Here is a 22,792-nt window from a genome sequence, read left to right on the forward strand (position 1 = left end):
CATAAAGAAGTTCACCTGCACTCAGGCAATACGCAACCGCCAAACGGGTGTTTGGTCAGATTGTGTGTGCGGTGAGAATCAGGAAGGGCGCTATGGTACTGGATGGCAAGGCATTCGTCACCTGTCAAAAAAGCCCCAGTTGCCCAGTAATAAGTGTAGCAAAGTCATCACCGACGAACGGTAAAATGCCATCAGCCACCGGTTGTAGCTGTTTGCTAACGTAGTGATCGTAGTCCAGCGGCGTATTGCGTGCCTCCAGCGGTTCAGGGCCAGAGGTGGCCATCACATAGCGAATGGAGCCGCCGTTCTGGTATTGCAACGGCCGCTGTAGCTTACGATTTTGCTCATCGGCAAGGCGTGCGGCGCGCACGTGGGGCGGCACATTGCGTTCGTAATCTTTCAGCGCCCGACGTAGCCGTTTTTTGTAGATCAGTTGCTCATCGAGCTCGCCCGCCAGCAGCTGTGCCACCGTCTCGCGAATATAATCCTGCCACGGCTCACCGCGGAATATACGACCATACAGGTTTTGCTGGAACTGCTGCGCCAGCGGTGTCCAGTCGGTACGCACCGATTCAAGTCCTTTAAACACCAGCCGCTCGCCGCCGTCGCTGCGGATCATACCGGCATAACGTTTTTTACTGCCCTGTTCGGCCCCGCGAATCGTCGGCATCAGGAAGCGGCTAAAGTGCGTTTCATACTCCAGCTCCAGCGCGCTCGCCAGTCCATAAGTCGCTTGCAGATGCTGTTGCCACCAGCCGTTGACGTGCTCGGCCAGGCGGCGACCAATCGCCGTCGCATCTTCTTCGCTGTGCGCGCCTTTTAGCCAGACAAAGGTGGAATCGGTGTCGCCATAAATAACGTCAAAGCCTTCCGCTTCAATCAGCTCGCGCGTTTGCTGCATGATGGCGTGGCCACGCAGGGTAATTGACGACGCCAAACGCGGATCGAAAAAGCGGCAGGCGCTGGTACCGAGCACGCCGTAAAAGGCGTTCATAATAATTTTCAGCGCCTGCGACAGCGGTTTATTGCCGTCGCGCTTGGCGGCTTCACGTCCTTGCCAAATCTGCTCAACGATTGCCGGTAAGCAGTGCGTGTCACGGGAAAAACGTGCATTTCGAAAGCCGGGGACAGAATCGGCATCATCCGGATGCGCCAGACCTTCTACCAGCCCAACCGGATCGATCAGGAAAGTGCGAATAATAGAGGGATAGAGGCTTTTATAATCCAGCACCAGCACCGAGTCGTACAGGCCGGGGCGCGAATCCATTACATAGCCGCCGGGGCTGGCTTCAGGCGCCACTTCACCGAGATTCGGCGCGACAAAACCAGCGCGGTGCATGCGTGGAATATAGAGATGACCAAACGCCGCCACCGAACCGCCGTGGCGATCCACTGCTAACCCATTTACCGTGGCGCGTTCCAGCAGGAACGGCATGATGGCGGTGTGCTGGAAGATGCGCGTTACCAGCTCGCAATCCTTAAGATTGTATTTCGCCAGCGCCGGTTTATCGTTGGCAAAGCGCCAGTTGATCTCCTCCATGCGCTGCCATGGATTATTGATGGCTTTGCCTTCACCCAGCAGCTGGCGCGAGACCGCTTCAAGGCTGAAAGAGGGGAAATCCCAGAAAGCGGATTTGAGCGCGTCAATGCCATCAATAATCAAGCGGCCAGTGGCCTGCGCGAAGAACACGCCGGGTTTGAAGCCATGCTCGCGCCACTCTAAAGCCTGCTTCTGACGCCCTAAACGCAGCGGAATGCCGTAGCGATCGGCGTGCTTTTGTAATACGCGCAGGTCAAACTGCACCACGTTCCAGCCGATAATCACATCCGGTTCATGTTGCTCAAACCAGGCGTTGAGCTGCTCCAGCAACTGCGGGCGGCTATCGACATAGATGAGTTCGAAATCGAGGGGGCTGGCGTCGCCGTTGGGCGGACCGAGCATGTAGACCTGACGCTGGCCGCAGCCTTCCAGCCCAATACAATAAAGCTCGCCATGCTGGGTAGTTTCGATATCCAGCGAAACCCATTTCAGCTGTGGACGATAATCAGGATGTGGCTTCAGGCGCGCGTTAACTACGCTGTCACCGCGCGCCTCGCCACTAAACCACACAGGCGCGGTGATAAAGCGTTCCATTAGGTAGCGTTCCGGCGGGCGGATATCGGCTTCATAGACCGGAATGCCGTTCTCGCGCAGACGCTTTTCGAGATTTTGCAGTTGGCGATTGCTGCGGCAATAGAGGCCAAAAACCGGGCGGCGGCGGAAATCTTTCAGTTCAAGCGTTTGCAAACGAATATGGCGCTCATCGTGCAGCTGCGCTTCGGTTTGCGCACGAAACACTTCCGGGATAAACGCCACCGATTCCTGAGCAGGCAGCACCAGCCGCTGCGGGCCGCTGTCTGTCGCCAGCCACAGCACCACTTCGCTGCCAGTCGGCGTATCTCGCCAATGTCGGGTAAGCAGAAAACCTGCGCGCGGATCGGTCACGTTAACTCCGGAGAATGAATTACATTCAGTATAACATGGATGTTTATACAGTGTATTTGGATCTCTGGCGTAAATCCCCGGGAGCTTACACTCGTAAGTGACCGGGGCAAGCGAACGCAGCCAACGCACCTGCCATTTGAAGGATGACGGAAAAGCCTACAATTCTTGCCTTGACGCTGGCGCACGCGCTCTGGACAATCCAGCCTCTATATTCCGCAGAGGATATTTATGGAAGCCTGGATTCAACACCTGTTTTCGCAATCGCTGGAGTACGCGCTGATCGCCGTTGCGCTGGTGACCTTTCTTGAGTCACTGGCATTCGTGGGATTGCTGTTGCCGGGCACGGTATTAATGGCCAGCCTTGGGGCGCTGGTAGGAAGTGGACAAATTGGCCTTTACCCTGCGTGGGCGGCCGGATTCATCGGCTGTTTAGTCGGCGATTGGGTCTCATATGGCATCGGCTGGAAGTTTCAGGGTCCGCTGCATCGCTGGAAATATCTGAAAAAATATCAGGGGCTGCTGGATAAAACCGAGCACGCGCTGCATCAACACAGCATGTTCACCATTCTGGTGGGGCGTTTTGTGGGTCCGACGCGTCCGCTGATTCCGTTAGCGGCAGGTATGCTGGAACTGCCGGTGCGCAAGTTCCTGCCACCGAATCTCATTGGCTGCATTCTTTGGCCGCCGGCTTATTTGATGCCGGGCATTCTGGCGGGCGTGGCGATTGATGTACCGCAGGCCGCGCAGGGCGGCAGCTTCAAATGGCTGCTGTTGCTGGTGGCGCTGCTGCTGTGGATCGGTGGCTGGTTGCTGTGGCGCTGGTGGCGCAGTGGGAAAACCGTCGATTGGGCAACCCAGTATCTGCCGACTGCGCGCCTGCGCTGGCTGGCACCGCTGGCGGCAGCGATCGGGCTGGGCGCGTTTATCGCGATCCAGTTCCATCCCATGATGCCGATCTTCCGCCACCTGCTGTGGAAAGTGTTCTTCGCTTAACGCGGTTGCACGCCAAGGATGGCGGCTGCTGTGCTTTCACCCCGAATCAAACTCTCCGTGCTGCCGTCCCAATAGATGCGCCCATCGACGATCACTAAACTGCGCGGCGCAATCTGCTGAGCATCTTCCAGGCTGTGCGAAACCATCAGCAACGTGATATTGCGCGTTTCACATACCGAACGTACCAGCTGCAGCATCTCACCGCGCAGCGCCGGATCAAGCGCCGAAAACGGCTCATCCAGCAGCAAAATAGGCTGATTGCGCAGCAGGCAACGCGCCAGCGCCACGCGCTGACGCTGGCCACCGGAAAGCTGTCCCGGCAAGCGCGTCAGCAGCTCCTGCAAGCCGGTTTGTTCGGCAATGTCAGTGACTTGTTGCTGCTGCGCGCGCGTGAGTTTCAGGCCAGGATGTAAACCCAGCGCCATGTTCTGCTGCACCGTCAGGTGCGGAAACAGGTTGTTCTCCTGGAACAGCATCGACACCGGCCGCGCGGACGGCACGCTATGGGTATGATCCACGCCATTCATCACCAGCGATCCCTGGTTTACCGCTAAAAAGCCGCCAATCAGACTCAGCAAGGTGCTTTTGCCCGCGCCGCTTGGACCAAGGATCGCCAGGCGTTCACCCGCCTGCGCCGCAAAACTGAAGCGCATCGGCAGATGCTGATAAAGGTAAGTGAGGTTATTCAGTGTCAGCATGGCGGCCAGGTAATTTTTCCATCAGCGTAAAGAGTAGCAAGCAGAGCAACAGCAATAGCAGTGCGGTAACAGCACCATCCGCACCACGATAGGCACCGATCTGCTGGAAGAGATAGAAGGGCAGCGTGCGGAAATCGGCGCTGCCAAACAGCGCCACCACGCCAAAGTCACCGATCGACAATACGCAGGCAAACGCCAGCGCCTGCGCAATCGGACGTTTCAGCGCGCGCAGCTCAATCAGTCGTAAGCGGTTAAAACCTGAGATGCCGAGTGAGGAACAGAGCTGGCCATAACGGGTGCTGATATCGCGCATGGGATTCTCCAATACTTTCATCGCATAGGGAATGGCGATCAGCGCATTAGTGAAAATCACTAAGCCATCGGCGCGCTGCGGCAGGCCAACGGTGGCGTTGAACAGCAGGAAAAATCCACTCGCCAGCACAATGCCCGGCATCGCCAGAATCAGCATGCCGCTGAGTTCCAAGGCCTGCGCGGCGATCATTTTCTGACGCTGGCGCAGTTCGCGGCTGCTCCATAGCAGCATCATGGTCAGCACCACACAGAGTACGCCGGCGCCGACCGCGATACGCAGCGAGGTAAAGGTGGCTTGCCACAATGCTGATTGTTGCAATGCACCGGCCACGCCACCGCGTAGGCCATCGACCACCACCGCCGCCAGCGGTGGTAACAGTAGCAGCAGCGCCATGCCAATTAACACGGTATCGGTAAAACGCGCATGCCATGAATCGCGCGGGTCGCGCCAGCCGCGAATGCTCTGGCTGCCAGTGGGAATTGCTTTGCTAAAGCGCTGACTCAGCAGTACCAGTAATAAACAACAGCCAAGCTGTAGCAGGGCCAGCAGTGCCGCACGGCCAGGATCATAATCAAAATTCAGCGCCTGATAGATCGCCAGTTCTAGCGTGGTGGCCTGCGGTCCGCCGCCCAGCGCCAGCACGGTGGCGAAGCTGGCGAAGCACAGCATAAAGATCAGTGCCGCTGTAGGCAGAATCTGGCGGCGCAGCCACGGCCACTCCAGCAGTCGAAACAGATTCCAGCCGCGCAGGCCGAGCTGCGCGGCTAATTGTCGCTGCTCGCCTGGGATGCTCTCCAGCGCCTGTAGCAGCATGCGCGTTGCCAGCGGCAGATTAAAGAACACGTGCGCCAGCAGAATGCCCTGCAAACCATACGGCGAAAAGTGGTAGTCGAATCCCAGCGTCGCACACAGTTGTGCCAGCCAGCCGCTGCGGCCGTAAACGCTCAGCAGGCCAAATACCGCCACCAGCACCGGCAGCACCAGCGTCATAGCACACAGACGCAGCAGCAGATTACGACCGGGGAAACGGCGGCGATAGAGCGCGCGTGCCAGCAGGATGGCAGGCAGCACTGACAGCAGCGCCGATAGCAGCGCTTGCTCGAAGGAGAAGGCCAGCACGTGGTGCAGGTAGCTGTCGCTGAGCAGCGCGCGCCAGTCAGTGGCCGGCGCGACCATCACTAAAGCGCCAAAGGCCAGCAGTGCGACCGCGCACAGCAGCAGCGCGGTCGCGCTGCCGGGAATCAACCAGCCAGGCATTAATGGCTAACGGCACGTTGCCATGCGCTGATCCATGCAGCGCGATGGTCGGCTACTTCCGCTGGCGTGAATTGCAGCGCTTTGGCGGGGACCTGCAGCGATTGATAACCGGCAGGCAACTCGCTTTTAATCACCGGATACATCCAGTTGCCGGTGGGAATGGTCTGCTGGAAAGCCGGCGACACCATAAACTGCATGAACTGTTGCGCCAGCTGTGGCTGTTTGCTGCTGGCCAACTGCGCGGCAACTTCTACCTGTAAATAGTGGCCTTCGCTAAATTCGGCCGCGGCGTAGTTCTCTTTCTTCTCTTCGATGATGTGGTAAGCCGGAGAGGTGGTGTAACTCAACACCAAATCGCCTTCGCCTTTGAGGAACAGGCCGTAGGCTTCACTCCAGCCTTTGGTGACGGTAACGGTTTTTTGCGCCAGCTTCTGCCACGCATCGGGCGCGTTGTCGCCATAGACTTTTTGCATCCACAGCAGCAGGCCAAGACCCGGCGTGCTGGTGCGCGGATCTTCATAAATCACGCGCCATTTTTCCGGGCTCTCGACCAGCTCCTGCAGGCTTTTAGGCGGATTCTTCAACTTGTTCTTATCGTAGACGAAGGCGAAGTAGCCGTAATCGAACGGGATAAAGGTGTCGTTGTGCCAGCCATCCGGCAGTGTTGACGCTTTGGTATCGACGCTGCTTTTGGCAAACAGGCCGGTTTTCTCCGCTGCCTGCACCAGATTGTTATCGAGGCCCAGCACCACATCGGCTTTGCTGTTTTTGCCTTCCATACGCACACGATTCAGCAGCGACACGCCATCTTCCAGCGCGACGTATTTCAGTTCACAGCCGCACTGCGCTTCAAAGGCTTTTTTGACCGCCGGACCAGGACCCCAATCGGCAGAGAATGAGTCGTAGGTGTAAACCGTCAGAACCGGTTTGGCAGCGAAAACCGGTGCCGCAACCAGCAACAACACAGGCAGAACTTTGTTTAACACTTTGCGCTCCTTGAGGAGAAAATAAGGTTGAGTCGCAAAGGATCTGAGGAGTGGGCATCTCAAATCCCTACGCCGGTATTAGCCGGATCAGGTTCGACGGGTCTTTCTCAGCCACAAAATAAGGCACCCCGTTGAGAACGGCTCATTCTAGACATTTATATGACAGCGCGAAAGGATCACCGGCTGGAAGTCTGGTGCCACGCTTCCCGGTGCGCATGAATGCGCACCTTACAAAACTGCGCCGGCGCGATGCTCACAGCTCCGGAGGCGCAAACCAGGCGGATTTGAAGTCAAACCAGCCGAGCGTATTCAGCCGCACGCCGCGCATGCTGCGTTGCCCCTCCAGCAGCAGCCAATGATGGAAAAGCGGGTGCAGATAGTCGCTGTCGATCAGCTGCTTACTCCACTCCGCCAGCGGTAAAGCTTTCTGCCGCCAGCGCGCCGCGTCGGCTTGCCAGTCAATCGGGATGCAATGATGCATCAAAGGCAGTTCGAACAGCTGAGCAAACAGCGCGTACTCCAGCGGCAGGGTAAAATTGACGCTACCAAGCCAGATATCACTCTCGCCTTCACCCTCGAACCACTCCTCGTAACTGACTTCGCGCGTAATCAACTCAACACCTTGCTGCGCCAGTAACGGACGCAGGGCGTTGGCGATACCTTCATGCTCAACGTGGTTGTTGTACCAGCTGAGCGTGAATTGGGTTAAGCCGGCTGGTTTCTCGGCAGGCGTAAGGTCGCGACGATGATGCCAGCGCGGCAGCAGGCCATAGGCCGGGAACCAGTAACGCTGATAGCCGACGCCAGCATGATTAAGCAGGGCGATAGGATTAAATAAATAGCTCACCCAGCGGCGGAAATGCGCATCTTGTCCGAGGTGTGAGCGCTGATCAAACAGGAGGAAATAGCAGCCCTCTTCCAGGCGGCTCTCTTCCGATTTCTCATCAGCGTTTTCGCCCTGCAGTTTTACGCCGGCATACACCAGCTCGTCGCTGATCTCCGGCAGCACCCAAATCGATACATCGTCGATCAAGGCGCGATAGCCGAAGTAATCATCAAAGGCGGCAATTTTCAGCTGCGTTTGCTGATTACGCACCACGCTGTAGGGGCCGGTACCAATCGGCTGACGGGCAAAGTGGCGTAGCGTCTGCCATTCGCGTGGCAGGATCATCGCACTGACGCTGGCCAGCAGCCACGGTAGCCAATCGTCCGGCTGGCTTAGGTGAATATCCAGCGTCCAGGGGGCAGGTGAATGCAGCTTTTCGATATGGGAAAACAGCGGTTGACTACGCACGCGCTCCAGCGAAGCAATCACATCCTCCATTTCCAGTTCGCGGCCATGATGAAAGCGAATGGCCGGGCGCAGGAAAAAGCGCCAATGCAGCGGCGAAGTTTGCTGCCAATGGTGCGCGATATCAGGCTCGATTTCCCCCTTTTCCTCATTTATACGCATCAGGCCGTTGAAGATTTGGCGTGCCAGATGGGTTTCTGAGCGGCGCAACGGCGAACCGGGCAACAGATTGGGCAGCGGACGGTAATAGAGCACGCGCAGAATATGCTTGCCCTGACGGAAGCTGCGGCCTAAATGTGCCGCGATCATCTGTCGGACCTGATTTTTGTCGCCAACCAACTGGACCAACTGTTCGATGCGATCTTGTTCCAGCAGATCCTCGGCACGCTGCTGTTGCAGCGCCAGCCCGGTATAGCAAAAACTCAGCATCGAACGCTTGCCGCGTCCGGCTTCCGCCTGCCAAATCAGCCAGCCTTCGTTCTGCATGGCATTGAGTAAATTACGCATGTGACGGCGCGAGCAGTGCAGCAGATCGGCCAGCTCGTTCAGGGTGGTTTCCTGGTCCAGCCCCTGACAGCTTTGCCATAAGCGGATGAATTGCTGCTGCAGACGTGAAGAGGACATAAAAGGGGAACTCCTTCTCAGAATCGCTCAGTTTTTCCTGCCTCATATTAGAGGCATACTGCCCGGCAATGGAAGAGCGGGAGGCATTCAGTCATGAATGGCGCTCTGCCAGCGGTTCCGTCAACGTGGAACCTCTTTCTGAGTAGGGTGCATTTTCACCGCCAGCAGCGCTTTATCTGCTGGCTTTTTTCGTTTTGCTGTAGAATCTTCTACCCTCATTTCTCTAGCCATTTTTTATCCGCAAAGGGATTTCTGCATGAAATCGCTGTTAACGCGTCAACGTCGCATCAATCCGGTCTATCTCTCTTTTATGGTGGTGTCGTTTATGACGGGCGTGGCCGGGGCGCTGCAGGCGCCAACGCTGAGTCTATTTTTGACGCGTGAAGTGCAGGTTAGCCCGTTTTGGGTGGGCTTGTTCTTTACCATCAATGCGATAGCCGGCATTGTCATCAGCCTGTTAATGGCGAAGCGATCCGATAATCGAGGCGATCGCCGCAATCTGATTCTTTTCTGCTGCCTGATGGCGACACTCAATGCGCTGCTGTTTGCTTTCAACCGTCACTATTTAACGCTGGTGACGCTGGGGGTGTTTTTGTCTGCGCTGGCCAGCGTGTCGATTCCGCAGGTATTCGCCCTCGCGCGTGAATATGCCGATCAATCGGCGCGTGAAGTGGTGATGTTCAGCTCGGTAATGCGTGCGCAGCTGTCGCTGGCATGGGTGATTGGGCCGCCGCTGTCGTTTGCGCTGGCGCTCAATTATGGCTTCACCACGTTGTTTTGCGTCGCGGCGGGGATTTTCCTGCTGAGCATGCTGCTGATCTGGCGCACCTTGCCTTCGGTACCGCGCGTGGTGGCGTCGCCTGAAGAGGTGCTGACGCAGCTTAGCCCGTGGAAAGATAGCCAGGTGCGGCTGCTGTTTATTGCCTCCGTCACCATGTGGGCGTGCAACACCATGTATATCATCGATATGCCGCTGTATATCAGCTCAACGCTCGGCCTGCCGGAGAAGCTGGCGGGATTATTGATGGGCACCGCCGCCGGGCTGGAGATTCCGATTATGCTGCTGGCCGGGCATTACGCGCGGCGGTTGGGCAAACGCAAACTGATGCTGCTGGCGCTGGTGGCGGGAATTGTGTTTTATCTCGGACTGGTGATGTTCCAGTCACGTACTGCGCTGATGGTGCTGCAGCTGTTCAATGCGGCATTTATTGGCATCATTGCCGGAATTGGCATGCTGTGGTTCCAGGATTTGATGCCAGGACGGGCAGGCGCGGCAACCACCTTATTCACTACGTCGATTTCCACCGGCATGATTATCGCGGGTATTATTCAGGGCACCATGAGCGAGCGCTTTGGTCATGAGTCTGTTTATTGGCTGGCGTTGGGGTTAGCGGTGCTGGCGCTGGGATTGGCGTCACGCGTGCGGGATGTTCCGCATCGATAGAAAAGAGAAGGGCGACAGAATGTCGCCCTTATTGCCTTAGCGTAAGAACGCGGGCTGATTAGTTTCGTAGCTGGAGATCGACGCTTCATGTTGCAGCGTCAGGCCAATACTGTCGAGGCCGTTGATCATGCAGTGACGGCGGAAGCTGTCGATTTCAAAGCTGTAGGTTTTCTCACCCGCCGTTACCGTCTGCGCTTCCAGATCCACCGTGAAGCTAACGCCCGGCTGCGCGGCGACCAGTTTGAACATCTCATCCACTTCTTCATCACTCAGCTTCACCGGCAGCAGCTGGTTGTTGAAACTGTTGCCGTAGAAGATGTCTGCGAAGCTTGGTGCGATCACCACATGGAAACCGAAGTCGGTCAGCGCCCAGGGCGCATGCTCACGTGAAGATCCGCAGCCGAAGTTTTCACGCGCCAGCAAAATGCTGGTGCCTTTGAACTCCGGCTTGTTCAGCACGAAGCCGGCGGTGGGGACGGTGCCGGCATCATCTTCAAAACGCCAATCGTGGAACAGGTGCGCGCCAAAGCCGGTGCGCGTCACTTTCTGCAAAAACTGCTTCGGAATAATGGCATCGGTATCGACGTTAGCCGCATCCAGTGGCGCCACAATGCCGGTGTGTTGAGTAAATTTGTTTGCCATGGCTTAAGCTCCCTGAGTCAATTCACGAATGTCGGCAAAGCGACCGGTTACGGCAGCCGCCGCGGCCATCGCCGGGCTGACCAGGTGAGTACGTCCACCACGGCCCTGACGACCTTCAAAGTTACGGTTGCTGGTGGATGCACAACGCTCGCCTGGATTCAGGCGGTCATTGTTCATTGCCAGGCACATGGAGCAGCCCGGCAAGCGCCACTCAAAACCGGCTTCGAGGAAGATTTTATCCAGACCTTCGGCTTCGGCCTGCGCTTTCACTGGACCCGAACCTGGCACCACCATCGCTACTACGCCTGGCGCCACTTTGCGGCCTTTAGCAATGGCGGCAGCGGCGCGCAGATCTTCAATGCGTGAGTTGGTGCAGGAGCCGATAAACACTTTATCGATCGCCACGTCAGTCAGTTTAATGCCCGGCTGCAGATCCATGTAAGCCAGCGCTTTCTCGGCCGAGGCGCGCTCAACCGGATCGGCAAACGATTGTGGATTCGGGATCGCTTGATCCACCGCCATCACCTGGCCAGGGTTGGTGCCCCAGGTAACTTGCGGAGCGATATCTTCCGCGTGCAGCGTGACGATGCTATCGAATTTGGCATCGCTGTCGGATTTCAGCGTGCGCCAGTAAGCAACCGCCTGTTCCCACTGCTCGCCCTTCGGTGCGAACTGTTTGTCTTTCAGGTAGTTGAAAGTGGTGTCATCCGGTGCGACCAGGCCCGCTTTGGCACCCATCTCAATCGCCATATTACACAGCGTCATGCGGCCTTCCATGCTCAGCGCTTCAATCGCTGGGCCACAGAATTCAACAACGTGACCGGTACCGCCAGCGCTACCGGTTTTACCAATGATCGCTAACACGATGTCTTTAGCGGTAATGCCCGCCGCCGCTTCGCCCAGCACTTCAATCTTCATGGTTTTCGCACGGCCCTGTTTCAGGGTTTGCGTGGCAAACACATGCTCAACTTCAGAGGTACCGATACCGAACGCCAGCGAACCGAACGCGCCGTGGGTGGCGGTGTGGGAGTCGCCGCAGACAATAGTCATGCCCGGCAGCGTCATGCCTTGTTCCGGCCCAATCACGTGCACGATGCCCTGGAACGGGTGATTCAGGTCATACAGCTGAATGCCGAACTCAGCACAGTTCTTGATCAGCTCCTGCATCTGAATACGTGCCATCTCGCCAGACGCATTGATGTCTTTGGTCTGGGTCGAAACGTTATGGTCCATGGTGGCAAAGGTTTTTGAAGGTTGACGCACTTTGCGGCCGTGCGCACGCAGGCCATCAAAGGCCTGCGGTGACGTCACTTCATGGATCAAATGGCGATCGATATACAGTAACGGGGTTTCTTTTGGCGCTTCGTGGACGACATGTGCATCAAATAACTTCTGGTATAAGCTTTTCATTTTATTATTTTTCCTCGGCGATAAAACCGGCAATGATGCTGCCCATTTCATCTGTGCTCACGGCTTTGCCGTCACCGGCTAAATCACGGGTGCGATAACCCGCTTCCAACGCGCGGCTCACGGCGCGTTCAATGCTAGCGGCAGCGTCATCCGCATTCAGGCTATAACGCAGCAGCAGTGACAACGACAGAATCTGGGCAATCGGGTTGGCAATATTCTGACCGGCGATATCCGGTGCAGAACCGCCCGCGGGCTCAAACAGGCCGAAACCTTCTTCGTTCAGGCTGGCGGAAGGCAACAAGCCCATGGAACCGGTAATCATCGCGCATTCATCAGACAGGATGTCGCCGAACAGGTTAGAACACAGCAGCACATCAAACTGTGATGGATCTTTAATCAGCTGCATGGTGGCATTATCGATGTACATGTGGCTCAGCTGCACATCCGGATAATCTTTTGCCACTTCATTGACAATTTCGCGCCACATGACTGACGTCTGCAAGACGTTGGCTTTATCGATTGAGGTGACGATGTTGCGACGTTTGCGGGCAGATTCAAAGGCGATGCGGGCAATGCGCTCGATTTCAAAGCGGTGATAAACCTCGGTGTCAAAGGCGCGCTCATGCGGGCCGCTGCCTTCGCGACCTTTCGGCTGACCGAAGTAGATGCCGCCAGTCAGTTCACGCACGCACAGGATATCGAAACCACGCTCGGCGATATCGCTGCGCAGCGGGCAAAAAGCTTCTAAACCTTTATACAGCGCGGCGGGGCGCAGGTTACTGAACAGCTTGAAGTGCTTACGCAGCGGCAGTAACGCACCGCGCTCTGGCTGCTGAGCAGGTGGCAGATGTTCCCATTTCGGGCCACCTACCGAGCCAAACAGAATCGCATCTGCTTGTTCTGCGCCGGCAACGGTGGCCGGTGGCAACGGTTCACCATGACGATCGATGGCAATACCGCCAACATCATATTCGCTGGTGGTGATACGCATGTCGAAACGCGTACGAATTGCGTCGAGAACCTTCATGGCCTGCGCCATCACTTCCGGACCAATTCCGTCGCCTGGCAATACCGCGATATGAGAAGACTTAGACATAGTTACACCGTTTCCTTCTGATCTTTAAATTTACGCTGCAGTTCTTTTTCCACCTGCTTAGCACGCCAAATATTGTTCAACGCATTTACCATCGCTTTAGCGGATGATTCGACGATATCGGTCGCCAGGCCAACGCCGTGGAATTTACGGCCGTTGTAGTTGACGACGATATCTACCTGACCCAGCGCGTTCTCGCCGTGGCCTTTCGCGGTCAACTTGTAGTTCATCAGTTCAGCTTCAAAGCCGGTGATGCGGTTGATCGCCTGATAAACGGCATCAACCGGGCCATTACCGGTAGCGGCATCGGCTTTGGTCTCTTCGCCACAGCCCAACTGCACAGACGCGGTGGCGGTGACGCTGGAACCTGTCTGCACGTTGAATTCGTTCAGCTGGAAGTATTCCGGCTCTTCATTCTGTTTGTTGATGAAGGCCAACGCTTCCAGGTCGTAATCGAAGACCTGACCTTTCTTATCAGCCAGTTTGAGGAAGGCATCGTACAAGGTGTCCAGATTGTAATCGGACTCTTTGTAACCCATCTCTTCCATGCGATGTTTGACGGCGGCGCGGCCCGAGCGTGAGGTCAGATTCAGCTGGATTTTGTGCAGGCCGATAGATTCTGGCGTCAGGATTTCGTAGTTTTCACGATTCTTCAGCACGCCATCCTGGTGAATACCGGATGAGTGGGCGAAGGCGTTAGAACCAACTACCGCTTTGTTGGCCGGAATCGGCATGTTGCAGATTTGGCTTACCGTTTGGCTGGTACGGTAGATTTCCTGATGATTGATATTGGTGTGCACGTTCATAATCTGCTGGCGGGTTTTAATCGCCATGATCACTTCTTCCAACGCACAGTTACCCGCGCGCTCGCCCAGACCATTCAGCGTACCTTCAACCTGACGCGCACCGGCCAATACCGCGGCGATGGCGTTGCCGGTCGCCATGCCCAAATCATCGTGGGTATGAACAGACAGAATGGCTTTATCAATGTTTGGCACGCGTGCGACTAATTGGCCGATGATGTTGGCGTATTCGCCTGGCAAGGTGTAGCCGACGGTATCGGGGATGTTAATCGTGGTGGCACCAGCATTGATAGCCGCTTCAACCATGCGGCACAGATCGTCGATTGGTGTGCGGCCGCCGTCTTCACAGGAGAACTCAACGTCGTCGGTATAGTTGCGGGCGCGTTTAATCATGTGTACTGCACGTTCAATCACTTCCGGCAGCGTGCTGCGCAGCTTGGTGGCGATATGCATCGGCGAAGTGGCGATGAAGGTGTGAATACGGAACGCTTCAGCGACACGCAATGATTCGTATGCGGCGTCAATGTCCTTCTCAACGCAGCGTGCCAGTCCGCAGACGCGGCTATTTTTAATGGTACGAGCAATGGTTTGTACGGATTCAAAATCGCCTGGAGAGGAAACCGGGAAGCCCACTTCCATCACATCCACGCCCATACGTTCCAATGCCAGTGCGATCTGCAGTTTTTCTTTAACACTCAGGCTGGCCTGTAAAGCCTGTTCGCCGTCACGCAGAGTGGTATCGAAAATAATAACTTGCTGGCTCATCGTAATCTTCCTTATGCATTAACTTTGCCGGTGCTACGAGCATAAAAAAACCCGCGCATTGGCGCGGGTTTCTTAAACTTCTGCAGGTTCGAATCAGTTATTGATTCCGCCCACGAGTCTACCGCGCAAACTGGATGCGTTTAGTAGTAGACCAAGTAGGCGGAAAGAATGAAACATGAGTCAAACCTCGTAAATTGTGTGCTGCACATATTGGTACTGGAATTGACGTAGCAAGTCAACCCTAAGTGCAAGGGTATTTCAGTCAAGCCAGGAGGGCGATCTGCTGTGATTTTTCAGCTGCGCAGAGCAATGACATAAATTAGCTGCAGGATAAGCAAAACCCTACGCTTAAAAAATACTTTAGAGAATGGATTTTATTTTAATGCGTTGAAATATATTGATTTAGTTAGTTAATGCGCTCTGAATTCAAAACAAGATTTGGCTTGTTGTATAGAGGAATATGATGTGATTAAGCCATTTTAAAGATAATCAAGCCAGAAAGTAATTAGCCCAAAAGATTGTGGACTGAGTGGTCAGGCAATATGAAAATCATATTTCTTATAACACGCTGCAAATAATTGCTTAGCCAGCATTATCCTCTGTGGTTATGACAAAGCATTAGTTTAATCCTCCCAGGCGATAATCACGCGTTAGTGCCTTAATTGCCGGATAGAGCCTGAGGTGGCATGCTGGCGTTTGCAGGCTGCGTAGTCTGCGGTTATGGTAATCGACCTACTCTTAAAAGAATTAACTCAAGTAGATTCCCTGTACCTGGAAGGCGGAAATGAACGCCGTCTTCTGAGCATAAACATAAGGTTTTGATCTTAATTGGCAAGCGGGGGCCGGATATCAGTGGCGTGCGGGAAACGCGAACGTCAGTGGATTCAGTCCCTCAAGCCTGGAGGCAGAAAATGGAGATGTTGTCAGGAGCCGAAATGGTCGTCCGTTCGTTAATCGATCAGGGCGTTAAGCAGGTATTCGGCTATCCGGGCGGAGCGGTGCTCGATATTTACGATGCGCTGCAAACGGTCGGTGGTATTGACCATGTATTGGTGCGTCATGAACAAGGCGCGGTGCATATGGCCGATGGCCTTGCGCGTGCGACGGGCGAGGTTGGGGTGGTGCTGGTGACCTCCGGTCCGGGCGCCACTAACGCGATCACCGGTATCGCAACGGCCTATATGGACTCCATCCCGATGGTGATTCTGTCGGGCCAGGTGCCCTCTTCACTGATCGGCTATGATGCGTTCCAGGAGTGCGACATGGTCGGCATCTCCCGTCCGGTGGTGAAGCACAGCTTCCTGGTGAAAAATACCGAAGAAATTCCAACCGTATTGAAAAAGGCCTTCTGGCTGGCAGCGAGCGGTCGTCCGGGACCGGTGGTAATCGATCTACCAAAAGATATCCTCAATCCTGCCAATAAGTTGCCGTACGTATGGCCGGACACGGTGAGCATGCGCTCCTACAATCCGACCATCCAGGGCCATAAAGGACAGATTAAGCGCGCATTGCAAACGTTATTAGCGGCCCATAAACCGGTGATTTATGCGGGTGGCGGCGCGATCATGTCTGGCTGTGAAGCTGAACTGCTGCAGCTGGCGGAAAAACTGAATATCCCGGTAACCATGTCGTTGATGGGCCTGGGCGTGTTCCCTGGCACGCATCGTCAGAGCGTCGGGATGCTGGGTATGCACGGTACGTACGAAGCCAACATGACTATGCACAATGCCGACCTGATTTTCGGTATTGGCGTGCGTTTCGATGATCGCACTACCAACAATCTGGCGAAGTACTGCCCGAATGCCACCATCATGCATATCGACGTCGATCCGACCTCGATCTCCAAAACCGTGAGCGCGGATATTCCGATTGTCGGTGATGCAAAACAGACGCTGGCTCAAATGCTTGAGCTGCTGGCGCAAAGCGATGCGAAGCAGGAGCTCGATAGCCTGCGTGATTGGTGGCAAACCATTGATGGCTGGCGTAGCCGTAAGTGCCTGGAATTTGATCGCACCAGCGACAAGATTAAGCCACAGGCGGTGATCGAAACCATCTGTCGTTTGACCAAAGGTGACGCTTACGTCACCTCTGACGTGGGCCAGCATCAGATGTTCGCTGCGCTTTATTACCAGTTCGACAAACCACGTCGTTGGATCAACTCCGGCGGCCTGGGCACCATGGGCTTCGGCCTGCCCGCTGCGTTGGGTGTGAAGATGGCGCTGCCGGATGAAACGGTTATCTGCGTGACCGGTGATGGCAGTATCCAGATGAACATTCAGGAGCTGTCAACCGCACTGCAATACGATTTGCCGGTGCTGGTGCTGAACCTCAACAACGGCTTCCTCGGCATGGTTAAGCAGTGGCAGGACATGATTTACTCTGGCCGCCACTCGCAGTCTTATATGCAATCGCTGCCTGACTTCGTCCGTCTGGCTGAAGCCTATGGCCATGTCGGCATCGCGATTCAACATCCTGCCGAACTTGAAGAGAAGCTTCAGCTGGCGCTGGACACGCTGGCGAAAGGGCGTCTGGTGTTTGTTGATGTGAATATTGACGGCAGCGAGCACGTTTACCCGATGCAAATTCGTGGTGGTTCGATGGATGAGATGTGGCTGAGCAAAACGGAGAGGACTTAATTATGCGTCGTATTTTATCGGTTCTGCTGGAAAATGAATCCGGCGCATTGTCCCGTGTCGTGGGACTGTTCTCGCAACGTGGCTACAACATTGAAAGCCTGACTGTAGCGCCCACCGATGATCCTACGTTGTCCCGCATGACCATCCAAACGGTTGGCGACGCGAAAGTGCTGGAGCAGATCGAGAAGCAACTGCATAAGCTGGTGGACGTGTTACGCGTCAGCGAACTGGGGCAGGGCGCCTATGTAGAGCGCGAGATCATGCTGGTGAAAATTCAGGCCAGCGGTTACGGTCGTGAAGAAGTGAAGCGCAGCGCGGAAATTTTCCGTGGTCAGATTATCGATGTGACGCCGACGCTTTACACGGTTCAGCTGGCGGGCACCAGCGATAAACTTGATGCGTTTCTCAACACTGTACGTGATGTAGCGGAAATTGTTGAAGTGGCGCGTTCAGGAATCGTTGGTGTGTCACGCGGCGATCGCGTTATGCGTTAATAACGCAGAGAAAAGATCACATTCAGTGCTAACCCGGCGAAATGCCGGGTTTTTTTATTTTATGCGCTCAACCAGGATGCTGGAGAAAAGCGGTTGCTCAGCGTAGTTTTCTGCGGTTAGATGTTACAAATGTTTTATCCATAGCTAATCTGCGGATATTTTCGCCAGCGCTGGCTTAACAGAATTAAGGTGTCATCGTGAAACTGGATGAAATTGCGCGCCTGGCAGGCGTGTCGCGCACTACGGCCAGCTATGTAATAAATGGCAAAGCGCGGCAGTATCGTGTCAGCGAAAAAACCGTCGAAAAAGTCATGGCGGTGGTGCGTGAACACAATTATCACCCCAATGCCGTTGCGGCTGGGCTGCGTGCCGGCCGGACGCGCTCTATTGGTCTGGTAATCCCCGATTTGGAAAACACCAGTTACACCCGCATTGCAAATTATCTGGAGCGTCAGGCGCGACAGCGTGGCTATCAGCTGCTGATTGCCTGCTCAGAAGATCAGCCCGATAACGAAATGCGCTGTATTGAGCATCTGCTGCAGCGTCAGGTCGATGCCATCATTGTTTCTACCTCATTACCGCCAGAGCACCCGTTCTATCAGCGATGGATCAATGATCCCTTACCGATTATCGCTCTGGACCGCGCGCTGGATCGTGAACACTTTACCAGCGTGGTAGGAGCCGATCAGGATGATGCCCAAGCGTTGGCGGCTGAATTGCGTCAGCTGCCGGTGAAAAATGTGCTGTTCCTTGGCGCACTGCCTGAGCTTTCAGTGAGTTTCCTGCGCGAACTAGGCTTCCGCGATGCGTGGAAGGATGACGAGCGCCCTATCGATTACATTTACTGTAATAGCTTCGATCGTGCCGCCGCGGCAACGCTGTTTGAAAGCTACCTCGAAGATCATCCTATGCCGGACGCGCTGTTCACCACCTCATTTGGGCTATTACAGGGCGTGATGGACATTACGCTTAAGCGCGATGGTCGCCTGCCAACCGATCTGGCAATTGCTACCTTTGGTGATCATGAATTGCTCGATTTCCTGGAATGCCCGGTACTGGCAGTGGGTCAGCGTCACCGCGATGTCGCCGAGCGTGTGCTGGAGTTAGTATTAGCCTCGCTGGATGAGCCACGCAAACCGAAGCCTGGTTTAACGCGCATCCGTCGAAATTTATTCCGCCGTGGACAATTAAGTCGCCGCGCAAAATGAAATTGTGGGCAGTTCACTGCCCCTTTTAATTTAACCAGTAGATATTTCTCAAGAACCTCCCGGGGTAAAAAAGCGTAAATTATCGCCACCATAGCTAACAATTTAAACCTGTTAACTTTTCTTATTTGTTTACATGTTCATCAACGGGTCATAGCAGAGCTGGCGCGAAGCTGCTGGGCTTCCTTTCAGAAATCCCCTAAAATGCAGCCGCTGTCGCAGAACGCAGGGCAAATATATTTCAGCGCTAAAGCGCTTTATTTTTCGCCAATTTATATTTCGCGGAAATTTTTATTCCACTATTCATCAGGTTAATTTTAATTTTGCCGCTCAATGTCGCTTTATTCCCGTCTCCAATTAATTTCACCCGTTGTAAATAGTGATATTCACTTGCCGTTGCGGCTTGACAAGGATTTCATCGGCTCCGTAAACTCGTTTCGTGGTAAAAAGTGGGATAAAGTGGTGAAAACGGGTGATTGAGGGGTAAGGCTGGCATGTTCCGTGGAGCAACGTTAGTCAATCTCGACAGTAAAGGGCGATTAGCAGTACCAACACGCTATCGTGAATTGCTTGTCGCAGAGTCTCAGGGGCAAATGGTATGCACCATTGACCTCCACCAGCCATGCCTGCTGCTTTATACCCTGCCCGAATGGGAAATCATTGAGAAAAAGCTGTCTCGCTTATCCAGCATGAATCCTGCAGAGCGTCGCGTACAGCGACTGCTGTTAGGGCATGCCAGTGAGTGTCAGATGGATAATGCGGGCCGTTTGTTGTTAGCGAATACGCTGCGACAACACGCGGGCCTGACCAAAGAAGTGATGCTGGTTGGACAGTTCAATAAATTTGAGCTGTGGGATGAACAGACCTGGTATCAACAAGTTAAGGACGATATTGACACAGAACAGTCGGCTCAGGAGCCTTTATCTGAGCGGTTGCAGGACTTGTCGCTATAGCTATGCAGGAAAATTTCAAACACACCACAGTGCTGCTGGATGAGGCGGTTAACGGCCTCAATATCAGGGAAGACGGCATTTACATTGACGGCACTTTTGGTCGCGGCGGTCATTCGCGCTTAATTCTTTCACAGCTTGGCGAGAAAGGACAACTGATCGCGATTGATCGCGATCCGCAAGCGATAGCCGCAGCTGCTGAGATAAACGATCCCCGTTTCTCCATCGTCCACGGGCCGTTTTCGGCGCTGGCGGAATATGTCGAAGAGCGCGGTCTGACCGGCCAAATTGATGGCGTATTGCTGGATCTGGGCGTCTCGTCACCACAGCTGGATGATGCCGAACGCGGCTTCTCCTTTATGCGTGACGGACCGCTGGATATGCGTATGGATCCAACGCGTGGGCAATCAGCAGCTGAATGGCTAGTGAGTGCGGAAGAAGCGGATATCGCTTTCGTGATTAAAACCTACGGTGAAGAGCGTTTCGGTAAACGTATCGCGCGTGCCATCGTAGAACGCAATCGCGAGCAGCCCATGACACGCACCAAAGAGTTGGCCACCGTTATCGCTGCTGCGATGCCGGTGAAAGACAAATTTAAGCATCCGGCGACGCGTACCTTCCAGGCGATTCGTATCTGGATCAATAGCGAGCTGGAAGAGATTGATACCGCGCTGAAAGGTGCGCTGTCTGTTCTCGCTCCCGGCGGAAGATTGTCGATTATCAGCTTCCATTCGCTGGAAGATCGCTTAGTGAAACGTTTTATGCGCGATCAGAGCCGCGGTCCACAGGTGCCAGCCGGCATCCCAATGACCGAGTCGCAGCTCAAAGCGTTAGGCGGTCGTGAACTCAAAACGCTTGGCAAGCTGATTCCGGGTGAAGCTGAAGTGAACGAAAACCCACGTGCACGCAGTTCTGTTTTGCGTATCGCGGAGAGAACAGCGTCATGATTGGCAACGAGCGTCACAGCCTGCCTGGCGTTATCGGTGGAGACCTGCTGCGTTTTGGCAAGATTCCACTGTTACTGCTGATTGCGGTGCTAGTGTCCTCCGTCGTGGTGGTGACGACCACACATAAGACGCGCCTGCTGACAGCGCAGCGTGAACAGCTGGTGCTGGAGCGTGATGCGCTCGATATCGAGTGGCGCAACCTCATTCTTGAAGAGAACGCCCTTGGCGATCACAGCCGCGTAGAGCGGATAGCAACCGATAAACTGCAAATGCAGCATGTTGATCCTTCACAGGAAAATATTGTGGTGCAGAAATAAGGAATCGCAGAACTCAATGAGTGGCGCAGGTAAAACGCTGAAGTTAAAAAAACAAGAAGATAAGGCCAGCTTTGTAAGCTGGCGCTTTGCGTTACTGTGCGGGTGTATTTTACTGGCGCTGGGTGGACTGCTGTCGCGCGTAGCGTGGTTGCAGGTGATCAACCCCGATAAGCTGGTGAAAGAGGGCGATTTACGCTCGCTGCGCGTGCAGTCGGTGCCAACGGCGCGCGGTATGATCAGCGATCGTGCGGGTCGTCCACTGGCGGTGAGTGTGCCGGTGAATGCGATCTGGGCCGATCCGAAAGAACTGACTGAGCACGGCGGCGTATCGCTGGATAGCCGCTGGAAAGCATTGTCTGATGCGTTATCAATCCCGCTTGATCAACTCGCAGCACGCGTTAATGCCAACCCGAAAGGGCGCTTTATTTATCTGGCGCGTCAGGTCAATCCGGCAATCGGCGAGTATGTGAAAAAACTTAAGCTGCCGGGCATCTATCTGCGTGAAGAGTCGCGCCGCTACTATCCGGCGGGCCAGGTTACTGCGCATCTGATTGGTTTCACCAACATTGATGGTCAGGGTATTGAGGGCATCGAGAAGAGCTTCGATAAATGGCTGACTGGCGCGCCGGGTGAACGTACCGTGCGTAAAGACCGCAACGGTCGCGTCATTGAAGATATCTCTTCGGTTGATAGCCGTGCGGCGCATAACCTAACGCTGAGCATTGATGAGCGTCTGCAAGCGCTGGTTTATCGTGAACTGAATAACGCCGTGGCCTTCAACAAAGCCGAATCGGGCACTGCCGTATTGGTGGATGTGAATACCGGTGAAGTGCTGGCAATGGCGAACAGTCCCGCTTATAACCCGAATAATCTTAGCAATACGCCGAAAGACGTAATGCGTAACCGCGCCATCACTGACATCTTCGAGCCAGGTTCTACCGTGAAACCCATGGTGGTGATGACGGCTTTACAGCGTGGTGTGGTGAAAGAAAACAGCGTCCTGAATACCGTGCCGTACCGCGTTAATGGTCATGAGATCAAAGACGTGGCGCGCTATAACGAATTGACCCTTACCGGGGTTTTACAGAAGTCGAGTAACGTCGGGGTTTCACGTTTGGCGTTAGCGATGCCCTCCTCAGCGCTTGTAGATACTTATGCGCGCTTTGGCTTGGGTAAACCGACCAATTTGGGGCTGGTCGGGGAAAGCAGTGGCTTATACCCTCAAAAACAACGGTGGTCTGACATAGAGAGGGCCACCTTCTCTTTCGGCTACGGGCTAATGGTAACGCCGTTACAGTTAGCGCGAGTCTACGCAACCATTGGCAGCTATGGCATCAATCGCCCGCTGTCGATCACCAAAGTTGACCCGCCAGTGGCAGGGGGACGCGTTTTCCAGGAAGACCTGGTGAAAACGGTGATGCACATGATGGAGAGCGTTG

At 54.8% G+C, this 22,792-nt stretch carries 19 protein-coding genes and 1 riboswitch; of the genes, 9 read left to right on the forward strand and 10 right to left on the reverse strand.

The annotated features are described in order from the left end of the window. Positions 1-124: 124 nt before the first annotated feature. A complete protein-coding gene (gene polB, locus PMI17_RS00500; protein ID WP_007884987.1) occupies positions 125-2,485 on the reverse strand; it encodes a DNA polymerase II in 2,361 nt (786 codons plus the stop codon). A gap of 228 nt (positions 2,486-2,713) precedes the next feature. On the opposite strand from polB, the gene PMI17_RS00505 reads away from it, so the two are divergent. Next, positions 2,714-3,478 (forward strand): DedA family protein, encoded by a 765-nt coding sequence (locus tag PMI17_RS00505; protein WP_007884988.1) that lies wholly within the window; start codon positions 2,714-2,716, stop codon positions 3,476-3,478. On the opposite strand, the gene thiQ is transcribed toward PMI17_RS00505, so the two are convergent. From thiQ to sgrR, 4 genes are all read right to left on the reverse strand, one after another. Further along, positions 3,475-4,176, reverse strand: coding sequence for a thiamine ABC transporter ATP-binding protein ThiQ (gene thiQ / locus PMI17_RS00510; RefSeq protein ID WP_007884989.1), 702 nt, complete (start codon positions 4,174-4,176; stop codon positions 3,475-3,477). The genes PMI17_RS00505 and thiQ overlap by 4 nt on opposite strands. Then, a complete protein-coding gene (gene thiP / locus PMI17_RS00515; protein WP_007884990.1) occupies positions 4,160-5,746 on the reverse strand; it encodes a thiamine/thiamine pyrophosphate ABC transporter permease ThiP in 1,587 nt (528 codons plus the stop codon). The genes thiQ and thiP overlap by 17 nt, the downstream gene beginning before the upstream one ends. Next, on the reverse strand, positions 5,746-6,732 hold the full coding sequence (gene thiB, locus PMI17_RS00520; protein WP_007884991.1) for a thiamine ABC transporter substrate binding subunit: 987 nt from the start codon (positions 6,730-6,732) through the stop codon (positions 5,746-5,748). The genes thiP and thiB overlap by 1 nt, the downstream gene beginning before the upstream one ends. A gap of 46 nt (positions 6,733-6,778) precedes the next feature. Further along, positions 6,779-6,873: riboswitch (TPP riboswitch) on the reverse strand. A 112-nt stretch (positions 6,874-6,985) separates the two neighbouring features. Continuing rightward, positions 6,986-8,647 carry an HTH-type transcriptional regulator SgrR gene (gene sgrR / locus PMI17_RS00525; RefSeq protein ID WP_007884992.1) on the reverse strand — a complete coding sequence of 554 codons (1,662 nt, stop codon included), beginning with the start codon at positions 8,645-8,647 and terminating at the stop codon, positions 6,986-6,988. Between the two features lie 256 nt (positions 8,648-8,903). Between sgrR and PMI17_RS00530 the strand changes: the two genes are divergently transcribed. Next, the gene (locus PMI17_RS00530) at positions 8,904-10,091 is read left to right on the forward strand and encodes an MFS transporter (protein WP_007884993.1); all 1,188 of its coding nucleotides are present in this window, start codon (positions 8,904-8,906) and stop codon (positions 10,089-10,091) included. A 36-nt stretch (positions 10,092-10,127) separates the two neighbouring features. Here the strand turns inward: PMI17_RS00530 and leuD are convergent, their stop codons facing one another. From leuD to leuL, 5 genes are all read right to left on the reverse strand, one after another. After that, positions 10,128-10,733 (reverse strand): 3-isopropylmalate dehydratase small subunit, encoded by a 606-nt coding sequence (gene leuD, locus PMI17_RS00535; protein ID WP_007885001.1) that lies wholly within the window; start codon positions 10,731-10,733, stop codon positions 10,128-10,130. A 3-nt stretch (positions 10,734-10,736) separates the two neighbouring features. After that, positions 10,737-12,143: a 3-isopropylmalate dehydratase large subunit gene (gene leuC / locus PMI17_RS00540; RefSeq protein ID WP_007885002.1), complete on the reverse strand. Its 1,407-nt coding sequence runs from the start codon at positions 12,141-12,143 to the stop codon at positions 10,737-10,739. A gap of 4 nt (positions 12,144-12,147) precedes the next feature. Continuing rightward, a complete protein-coding gene (gene leuB, locus PMI17_RS00545) occupies positions 12,148-13,239 on the reverse strand; it encodes a 3-isopropylmalate dehydrogenase (protein WP_007885003.1) in 1,092 nt (363 codons plus the stop codon). A gap of 2 nt (positions 13,240-13,241) precedes the next feature. Then, entirely contained in the window at positions 13,242-14,804 is a 1,563-nt protein-coding gene (gene leuA, locus PMI17_RS00550; RefSeq protein ID WP_007885009.1) for a 2-isopropylmalate synthase, read from the reverse strand. A 93-nt stretch (positions 14,805-14,897) separates the two neighbouring features. Beyond that, complete coding sequence (gene leuL, locus PMI17_RS25825; RefSeq protein WP_099686952.1) at positions 14,898-14,981, reverse strand: leu operon leader peptide; 84 nt, start codon at positions 14,979-14,981, stop codon at positions 14,898-14,900. Positions 14,982-15,715: 734 nt separating this feature from the next. On the opposite strand from leuL, the gene ilvI reads away from it, so the two are divergent. From ilvI to ftsI, 7 genes are all read left to right on the forward strand, one after another. After that, positions 15,716-17,440: an acetolactate synthase 3 large subunit gene (gene ilvI, locus PMI17_RS00555; RefSeq protein ID WP_007885010.1), complete on the forward strand. Its 1,725-nt coding sequence runs from the start codon at positions 15,716-15,718 to the stop codon at positions 17,438-17,440. A gap of 2 nt (positions 17,441-17,442) precedes the next feature. Beyond that, a complete protein-coding gene (gene ilvN, locus PMI17_RS00560) occupies positions 17,443-17,934 on the forward strand; it encodes an acetolactate synthase small subunit (protein ID WP_007885011.1) in 492 nt (163 codons plus the stop codon). A gap of 197 nt (positions 17,935-18,131) precedes the next feature. After that, complete coding sequence (gene cra / locus PMI17_RS00565) at positions 18,132-19,142, forward strand: catabolite repressor/activator (RefSeq protein ID WP_007885012.1); 1,011 nt, start codon at positions 18,132-18,134, stop codon at positions 19,140-19,142. Between the two features lie 491 nt (positions 19,143-19,633). Further along, on the forward strand, positions 19,634-20,092 hold the full coding sequence (gene mraZ / locus PMI17_RS00570; protein WP_007885013.1) for a division/cell wall cluster transcriptional repressor MraZ: 459 nt from the start codon (positions 19,634-19,636) through the stop codon (positions 20,090-20,092). A 2-nt stretch (positions 20,093-20,094) separates the two neighbouring features. Further along, complete coding sequence (gene rsmH / locus PMI17_RS00575; RefSeq protein ID WP_007885015.1) at positions 20,095-21,036, forward strand: 16S rRNA (cytosine(1402)-N(4))-methyltransferase RsmH; 942 nt, start codon at positions 20,095-20,097, stop codon at positions 21,034-21,036. Continuing rightward, entirely contained in the window at positions 21,033-21,353 is a 321-nt protein-coding gene (gene ftsL, locus PMI17_RS00580) for a cell division protein FtsL (protein ID WP_007885016.1), read from the forward strand. Before rsmH ends, ftsL begins: the two co-directional genes overlap by 4 nt. A 16-nt stretch (positions 21,354-21,369) precedes the next feature. Further along, the coding region (gene ftsI / locus PMI17_RS00585) for a peptidoglycan glycosyltransferase FtsI (protein ID WP_007885017.1) at positions 21,370-22,792 on the forward strand (1,423 nt) is incomplete at its 3' end.

Origin of the sequence: Pantoea sp. GM01 (assembly GCF_000282675.1) — a bacterium.
Lineage (GTDB): Bacteria > Pseudomonadota > Gammaproteobacteria > Enterobacterales > Enterobacteriaceae > Pantoea > Pantoea nemavictus.

Coding starts and splice junctions, on each gene's coding strand:
- PMI17_RS00505 (WP_007884988.1), top strand. CDS start 2,714: ATGGAAGCCTGGATTCAACACCTGTTTTCGCAATCGCTGGAGTACGCG.
- thiQ (WP_007884989.1), bottom strand. CDS start 4,176: ATGCTGACACTGAATAACCTCACTTACCTTTATCAGCATCTGCCGATG.
- thiP (WP_007884990.1), bottom strand. CDS start 5,746: ATGCCTGGCTGGTTGATTCCCGGCAGCGCGACCGCGCTGCTGCTGTGC.
- sgrR (WP_007884992.1), bottom strand. CDS start 8,647: ATGTCCTCTTCACGTCTGCAGCAGCAATTCATCCGCTTATGGCAAAGC.
- PMI17_RS00530 (WP_007884993.1), top strand. CDS start 8,904: ATGAAATCGCTGTTAACGCGTCAACGTCGCATCAATCCGGTCTATCTC.
- leuD (WP_007885001.1), bottom strand. CDS start 10,733: ATGGCAAACAAATTTACTCAACACACCGGCATTGTGGCGCCACTGGAT.
- leuC (WP_007885002.1), bottom strand. CDS start 12,143: ATGAAAAGCTTATACCAGAAGTTATTTGATGCACATGTCGTCCACGAA.
- leuB (WP_007885003.1), bottom strand. CDS start 13,239: ATGTCTAAGTCTTCTCATATCGCGGTATTGCCAGGCGACGGAATTGGT.
- leuA (WP_007885009.1), bottom strand. CDS start 14,804: ATGAGCCAGCAAGTTATTATTTTCGATACCACTCTGCGTGACGGCGAA.
- leuL (WP_099686952.1), bottom strand. CDS start 14,981: ATGTTTCATTCTTTCCGCCTACTTGGTCTACTACTAAACGCATCCAGT.
- ilvI (WP_007885010.1), top strand. CDS start 15,716: ATGGAGATGTTGTCAGGAGCCGAAATGGTCGTCCGTTCGTTAATCGAT.
- ilvN (WP_007885011.1), top strand. CDS start 17,443: ATGCGTCGTATTTTATCGGTTCTGCTGGAAAATGAATCCGGCGCATTG.
- mraZ (WP_007885013.1), top strand. CDS start 19,634: ATGTTCCGTGGAGCAACGTTAGTCAATCTCGACAGTAAAGGGCGATTA.
- rsmH (WP_007885015.1), top strand. CDS start 20,095: ATGCAGGAAAATTTCAAACACACCACAGTGCTGCTGGATGAGGCGGTT.
- ftsL (WP_007885016.1), top strand. CDS start 21,033: ATGATTGGCAACGAGCGTCACAGCCTGCCTGGCGTTATCGGTGGAGAC.